Annotated in this window: 5 protein-coding genes; 1 reads left to right on the forward strand and 4 read right to left on the reverse strand. The window is 47.1% G+C overall.

The features are described from left to right. Nucleotides 1-250: 250 nt before the first annotated feature. Together RMO84_RS06475 and RMO84_RS06480 are read right to left on the reverse strand one after the other, a co-directional pair. Entirely contained in the window at nucleotides 251-1,489 is a 1,239-nt protein-coding gene (locus RMO84_RS06475; RefSeq protein ID WP_310487654.1) for an LL-diaminopimelate aminotransferase, read from the reverse strand. Nucleotides 1,490-1,694: 205 nt separating this feature from the next. Then, nucleotides 1,695-2,456 (reverse strand): PEP-CTERM sorting domain-containing protein, encoded by a 762-nt coding sequence (locus RMO84_RS06480; RefSeq protein ID WP_396135785.1) that lies wholly within the window; start codon nucleotides 2,454-2,456, stop codon nucleotides 1,695-1,697. An 812-nt stretch (nucleotides 2,457-3,268) separates the two neighbouring features. Here RMO84_RS06480 and RMO84_RS06485 point away from each other — a divergent pair. Continuing rightward, entirely contained in the window at nucleotides 3,269-4,672 is a 1,404-nt protein-coding gene (locus tag RMO84_RS06485) for an aspartate ammonia-lyase (RefSeq protein WP_396135784.1), read from the forward strand. A gap of 326 nt (nucleotides 4,673-4,998) precedes the next feature. Here the strand turns inward: RMO84_RS06485 and egtC are convergent, their stop codons facing one another. Then, nucleotides 4,999-5,793, reverse strand: coding sequence for an ergothioneine biosynthesis protein EgtC (egtC, locus tag RMO84_RS06490; RefSeq protein ID WP_310487656.1), 795 nt, complete (start codon nucleotides 5,791-5,793; stop codon nucleotides 4,999-5,001). A gap of 283 nt (nucleotides 5,794-6,076) precedes the next feature. Then, a complete protein-coding gene (gene chlP, locus RMO84_RS06495) occupies nucleotides 6,077-7,303 on the reverse strand; it encodes a geranylgeranyl reductase (RefSeq protein WP_310487657.1) in 1,227 nt (408 codons plus the stop codon). Nucleotides 7,304-7,743: the final 440 nt, after the last annotated feature.

The following is a 7,743-nucleotide window of genomic DNA, read 5'->3' on the forward strand; positions in this document are numbered from 1 at the left end:
GGGGACTCGATCGCGATCGAGTCCCCTGTTTTGTGCGGCATGAGCCGATTGAGGTCTTCTAGTGGGGAGGGCGGGTTTGCTCGATATCGACTAGTAGCATCGATACTGGTTAGCATAAACCCGCCCCTACAGTCGATCGAATCTATGATGGCGTTTATAGATCTGTAGGGGCGGGTTTCTGATAGAAATTCTCGCAGTACCAAAAGATCTAAACAAACCCGCCCTCCCCACTAATATCTGTCAATCGCTCCTAACCAACTTGAAACTGTGCCGCAATCCGGTTCATCGCCTCTTCCACATTCACACGACTGTTAAACGCCGAAATGCGGAAATAACCCTCACCCGCAGCTCCAAACCCCGAACCAGGCGTACCGACAACGTGACAATTCATCAGCAACTTATCAAAGAAATCCCAGCTCGATAGACCATTTGGCGTTTTCACCCAGACATAGGGGGCATTAGTCCCGCCATAGACTTGCAGCCCCGCCGCCGTCAATTGTTGGCGGATAATTTGGGCATTTTCCATATAGAAGCCGATTAAAGCTTTCACCTGTGCCTGTCCCGCAGCAGAATACACCGCCTCCGCACCGCGTTGGACGATGTACGAAACACCATTAAACTTGGTCGATTGGCGACGATTCCACAGCTTCCACAGTTCGACATCGCTACCATCGGCGGCTTTAGCTGTGAGGGTTTTGGGCACGACTGTCAGCGCGCAGCGCGTCCCTGTAAACCCAGCATTTTTGGAAAACGATCGAAACTCGATCGCGCAATCCCGCGCTCCGTCAATTTCATAAATCGAATGCGGCAAGCTCGGATCGGTAATAAAGGCTTCGTAAGCGGCATCGAAGAAGATAATCGAGCCATGCGTCTTGGCATAATCCACCCAGGCTTGCAGATGGGCGCGGGTCGCCGTCGCACCTGTGGGATTATTCGGAAAACACAAGTAGATCAGATCGACTTTGTGGCTGGGAATTTGGGCGGTAAAGTCATTTTCAGCGGTAATCGGCAGATAAACTAAGCCCGCATACTCGCCTTTGTCATTCGCATCGCCAGTATTTCCCGCCATCACATTGGTATCGACATAAACGGGATAGACAGGGTCGGTAACGGCGATCGTGTTGTCATGTCCGAAAATGTCAAGAATGTTGCCACAATCGCATTTAGAACCATCGGAGATGAAGATTTCCGACGCATCGATCTCGCAGCCGCGTGCCTGAAAATCGTGCTTGGCGATCGCTTCGCGCAACCAAGCATAACCCTGTTCGGGGCCATAACCTTTAAACTTATCCCGATCGCCCATATCGGCGATCGCGTTAGTCATCGCCGTCCGACAGGCTTCTGGTAAAGGCTCGGTGACATCTCCAATCCCCAATCGAATAATCGGCGCATTGGGATTGGCTTGAGCGTAAGCATTGACGCGCCGCGCGATTTCGGGGAACAGGTAGCCAGCTTTGAGCTTGAGGTAGTTATTATTAATAGTTGCCATAATATCTAAATATTTTCGTCATGAATCGTCATTCAACAGCTTACCGCAACACTCCGCCAGAAATTAATCCTCATCTGCAACCCGCGATCGCTACTTAAACAAAACGGGGTAAAGTCCGATCGCGATCGGACTTTACCCCACTACTTTTAGCTTCAGATTAATCGACAGCTAAAAACACCACTGATTTTAGTTAATGTAGAGCAATCTAGTTCTTGTTGATGTTAGCCAATTTCTTTCTCATCCGGAAAGCGGCTGTACCACCAATAATCGTCCCAATTACTGTGAAAGGCTCAGGAACGGCAGTCGAAGATGCTTGAGCAATATACAATCCGCCACTAGGTAGCCCAGTATCAGTTAAGCTAAATGCTAAAGTAGGAATGATTGTGGTGTTACTACCATTGAGAAAAGAAACATTCCGTGGGCTGGCGATCTGTAAACCAGCACCAGTTCTTATACCATTTTGGAAAATTTCTGTCTCTGTGAATGTAGACCCCGAACCCAGAGTAAAGGTGGTTGGAGTAGCAGCAGCAAAATTGAAAGTTAAGTCTCCATTAAGTGTGTAGGTCGATCCGCCGCCGTACACAAAGTTCGCAATTGGACTATTAGTGTTAACTGTAGTACCAGTAGTGAAAGTTGGAGAGAAAGACCCATCAGCACGAAGAATACTAGCCGTACCACCAGGGTTAAAGGTTACATTGAACGTGTTGCCTGCAACTGGAGATACATTACTGCCAAATGCACTGGTGGAAAATCCAAAGTCTAGTTCTCCACTCGTGAAAGTGATGGCATGAGCAGGTGCAGCCGGAATCATTGCTGCAACACCGACAGCAAGACTGCTAGCTGCAACAATTTTAATCGAACTTTTGATACTTCGTAACTTTGCAAACTGCCTAAATGTAGTCATAAATTTCTCTAATTCCTGTAAGTAATAAACAATCGTTTTCTCGCGTCTGTCCGTAACCACCACAAACAGCAATTCAAAACTATAGAAAATCTAAAAAAGCTACCCGCTTTATGTAACTCGATCGTAGCGCAAATTGACAAAATACTGGACTTTCAATCGACGTTTTCAGCCAAATAGCTTAATTGCAAAATCCTTTTTTGTCTGACATTTCGGCGATTGCCAATATTTGAACTTAGGCGATCGACTTCTCATAATCTTTAATCAATTTGGGCAACATGACGTAAAAATAACTGTATCTCTACTAATAAACGCGAGTTTTTATAAATATCTACCGCCAAAAGTACTAATTATAGCAGCAGTTTCTAAATTTTTATAAGTTAAGAATCGCCATTCTCTGCACATATAACAGCTCTGAAACCACGATTCCAGCGTTCGACCATGAGCCTCAGCCGATCGAACCAAACAAATCTAAAATTGTATTATATACAACCATCCAATCTATCAAACATACGCAAAGAGATCTCTAAAAATTGCCAAATTGCTAGATCGAATTGAGCGATCGAGATTTAATAACTGGTAAATCTAATGATTTTCTGTAGGTAGAATTGGTATAGCTAAGTTAATTAAAAATGTCGCGTTTTTTACAATAATTTGAAAAATAGCCCAATGGATAGATGACGATGGTTGACGATCGAATCGATCGATTCGGCTCCAAATCGATCGGCGATCGGCTGTAGACTTTTGGTCAATTAGCAATTTTAGTTACCAAAATAGTCCCCAGTTTTAACCGATCGAGGTTAAAGTGCTGGCGATCTGGGGCTGTATGCACGCACCACGATCGATAATAAAGATATCTACCTATTGAGGGATTTGCATTGATACGAGATAATTACCGGATCGAGAAAGATTCGATGGGCGAACGTCAGATCCCCGCATCTGCATACTACGGCATTCAAACTTTACGCGCGATCGAGAACTTCCAGATTAGCGGCATCAAGCCGCTGGCGACCTATGTGGATGCCTGTATCCTCATCAAAAAAGCAGCGGCGATCGCCAATACCCAGCTCGGCTGTATTCCCCAGGAAATCGGCGATGCGATCGTTACCGCTGCTGATGAAGTCTTGCAAGGGAGTTTCCGCGATCAGTTTGTGGTCGATGTCTATCAAGCTGGTGCGGGTACATCCCACCACATGAATGTCAATGAAGTCTTAGCCAATCGCGCCCAGGAACTACTCGGCGATGTCAAAGGCAACTATCAAAGAGTCAATCCCAACGACCAAGTTAATTACGGTCAGTCTACTAATGATGTCATTCCAACGGCGATTCGCGTCGGTGGGTTGCTGGCACTGACACATACTTTAGATCCCGCGCTGGCAAACGCGATCGATGCGTTGGACAACAAAGCCTTAGAATTTCAGGCGATCGTTAAATCCGGACGCACCCACATGCAAGATGCTGTGCCAGTCAGATTGGGCGATAGTTTTGCCGCGTTTGCCCAGATCTTACGCGACCATCACCGCCGGATTAATATTGCCGCAGCAGATTTAACCCAGCTCGGTTTGGGTGGTAGTGCCGTGGGGACGGGACTGAATACGCATCCAGAGTATCGATCGACTGTCGCGCAGATTTTGGGAGCATTAATCGATCGACCGTTAACAGTGGCACCCAATCTGATGGCAGCGATGCAGAGCATGGCACCGTTTGTGAATCTCTCTGGCAGTCTGCGCAATCTCGCCGCCGACCTCGTGAAAATCTCTCACGACTTGCGATTGATGGATTCTGGCCCCAAAACTGGTTTCAAAGAAATCCAACTCCCACCCGTTCAACCCGGATCGTCGATCATGCCGGGAAAATACAATCCCGTCATGGCCGAAATGATCTCGATGGTGTGCTTTCAGGTGATGGGATACGATCGCTCGATCGAGATGGCCGCACAAGCCGGACAATTAGAGTTAAATGTGATGATGCCGTTAATCGCTTATGACTTAATTCAGAGCATCGAGATTTTGGGTAATGCCATTCAAGCTCTGACCGATCGATGTATCCTCGGTATTACTGCTAATTCCCAACGGTGTAACGATTATGCAGAAGGCAGTCTGGCACTCGTGACCGCTCTCAATACCCACATTGGTTATCTCAATGCTGCCAATGTCGCCAAAGAGTCTCTCGCCACGGGTAAATCGCTGCGGCAAATTGTCTTGGAGCAAGGACTGATGGAGCCAGATTTATTGGCACAGGTTTTGGATTTAGATAAAATGAGTCAGATGCCATCAGCTTAGCGGATGTCTGAGAACTCAATTTTGTTAAGCTCAAGACTTAGAAGAATGTCCCCCTAGCCTCTTTTTAAGCTAGCCATCACCCACAGATTTTAGAATAGTGCTTAGTTTTAAGTTATTTGTGGGGCAGAACCCGGATGCACAAGTTGGATTGAGTTGAGTTGCCACCTTCAAAGATGGAATCAAACTGTCTGAGACCTTGAACGAAGGTGGGCATACCAGGGGGTGTTTGAGAACGAGAACCCGACCATCCTCCGCGCCGAGCCACAATCCAAAGTGGGATCGCACCTCTATCCAGCAATACAGAACTATAATTATGACAACATCCTCTAGATTGGTAAGATGTCAATCTGGAGATTATTACTCACAGTAATGATGCTTTGCATCGGACAAGTTTGCCAATTGTCTGCAAAAATTGGTTCGGATGCTAAGATGACCGAATCAGGATAATCGATACTATCTTTAATCCAATATAGTGAAGGTACCGTCGCTCGATGGGCGAACCGCGAAGCAATCAACCTGTCGCCATCGCTAATCACAATATTGGCCGAAATCGTCGTCCGTTCGGCTTCGACTAAATCGCGCAAGATTTGTAATGTGCGCTGGAGAGCGGCTTCTAGAGATAGTTCGGGGTGAGTATGCAAGAGATTGGAAAATAGTGCGAAAATATGTTCCGAATCGGTCGTGCCATCGATCGACTGATAAATATGATGGTCTAATTTATCGCGAATTTGCTTGTACAAACCACCTCGAAAATTGTCGATAAAGCCGTTGTGAATGAATAACAATTTACCATCCCGAAATGGTTGGCAATTGCTCATACCAACACCTTGTCCTGGCGTAGCAGAACGTACGTAACTTAACATGCAGCCAGTTTCGACATAACGACTAATCTCTGGGAGATTGGTGTCCGCCCAAATCGGCTGAGTATGTTTGTAAATAAATGGCGCAGTTTGTTGGGTTCGATCGCGATCGTACCAGCCAATCCCAAACCCATCGGCATTAATTACCCCTGCGGTCATTTCACGCGGTTGATAACTTTGAACGATCAGTGAATGTTTGGGTTTGGCAATTAATCGATCGAGTGATTGGGGGATACCCTGGTAGGCGAGCAGGCGGCACATTTGGGAGTGGGGATGGGGAGACGGGGACTGGGGGCGTCGATTAGATCGATTGAGACGAAGATAGCTATTTACAGTATCAGCCAAAGCGTTGAGGACGGTCGAACTATTGCTGTTAGTTACAAACCCGACTTTTTGGAAAAGTCGGGTTTGTGTCTCAACTTGTGTTTTGTAACAGCCAAACTGTGTGTTTTAACAGACCTTTACTCTAGACCCCGCAGCCGACAAAAAAGGTAGGTACTGATACCTACCTGAGTTTGAGTGTGATTTGAACGATCGCTAATGACTAGGGAGCCAGAGCATTACCTCGGAGGAGACTGCCGATCGTTTTGGCAGTAATCTTCATCTGGGTGATGGGATTAGCGGGAACTACCGTTTTATAGAGGTAGCTATCGAAGGTAAGCTTCTGGACATCGAGATCGCCGCACATTTCGACAAAAGCTTCGCGAGTGGCATCAGAACGGTAGAATACGCGCTGGAGGATATCCAAGACCGTGTAAGTCAAGCCATAAGCTTTATCCCACTTCTTGATATAAACCTTGAGATCCGCTTCAGTCGGAATCTTCGCACCTTGTTCGGAACGTTCGACGATGACTTCGGCGCACATCCGGCCAGATTTGGCCGCAAAGTAGATGCCTTCACCAGAAGATTTGGTCACATAACCAGCAGCATCACCGACGAGCGTACACCGACCGACAACCCGGCGGGGGCGGGGATGTTCGGGGATAGGGTGAGCTTCAACTTTGATAATCGTGCCGCCTTCGAGCTTCTTGGCAGCGCGTTTGCGGATGCCAGCTTGCAATTGCTTGATCGAGGCTTTGTGGACTTTCATCGTCCCCGTACCGACTGCTACGTGGTCGAATTTAGGGAATACCCAAGCATAGAAATCAGTGGAGACATCATCGCCAACATACATTTCCGCCAGACTATGGTAGTAAGCCATCTTGTCTTCTGGCAGTCTGATCCGCTCTTGGAAAGCGATCGCGTAGTTATAGTCGCCCGCATCCATAGCTTTGGCGACGCGGGAATTGGCACCATCAGCACCAATGACTAGATCGACTTTGAGGGTTTTGGCTTCGCCTTCGAGGCTGCCATTGGAATGATCCGCATAGTGGAGCACGTAAGGATCTGTGGTGTTCAGTCCGGGCATTTCCAACTTATGCACGGTACCATTAATCAACTTAGCACCGAGTTTTTCAGCGCGATCGCGCAAAAATCCATCCAGCACTTCACGGCGGCACATGCCAATATACTCGTCATCCTTCAAAGTGCTGCCAATGTTCACTTCCACATTGGAGGGTGAAATCATCTTCATCTTTCGCACGCGGCGATCGATGATCTCTGGAGGTAAATCAAACTCGCTGACCATACACAGCGGAATGGCACCACCGCAGGGCTTAACGTTGTCTAATTTGCGTTCAATTAAATAGGTTTCGATTCCAGCTTTTGTTAAAACTTCCGCAGCGGATGAACCAGCAGGTCCACCACCGATAACTGCAACGCGTAGTGCCAAAGCTTTTCTCCTAAATCGTTGTAAAAGCTAAGAAGCATACTATCACGGACTTTTTATCCAAAGGGCGCTGTCAGTGCTAGCCTGAGCAATTTGAAATAGAGTTTAACAATTGCCGTAACGCAGCTTAATGAAAACACAATCCCAATGCAGGACAAATCCTTTAGTTGGGCTGTGAATTGGACAGGATTAGAATGTCACCTTTCGGCTGTCCAGTTCTTGAATCAAGCTGGGAAGACTAGGGTATGTATCCCTATCAGGAGCTTCTATGCGTTCCCCCCTGTCTCAAAATCTAAACCCTCCGATCAGCCCGATGCCTAGCCCAAAAACAGAAGCGGCGGCTTACGTGGATGTTTATAAGCTGATTACGGAAAAGACTCGACTGGAGGATGAGCTAGAAAACTTGGAGCAACGACGCGATCGCATTGTTCAACGCCTCGAAA

It is taken from the genome of Chamaesiphon sp. VAR_69_metabat_338 (genome assembly GCF_031423935.1).
In the GTDB taxonomy this organism is placed as follows: domain Bacteria; phylum Cyanobacteriota; class Cyanobacteriia; order Cyanobacteriales; family Chamaesiphonaceae; genus Chamaesiphon.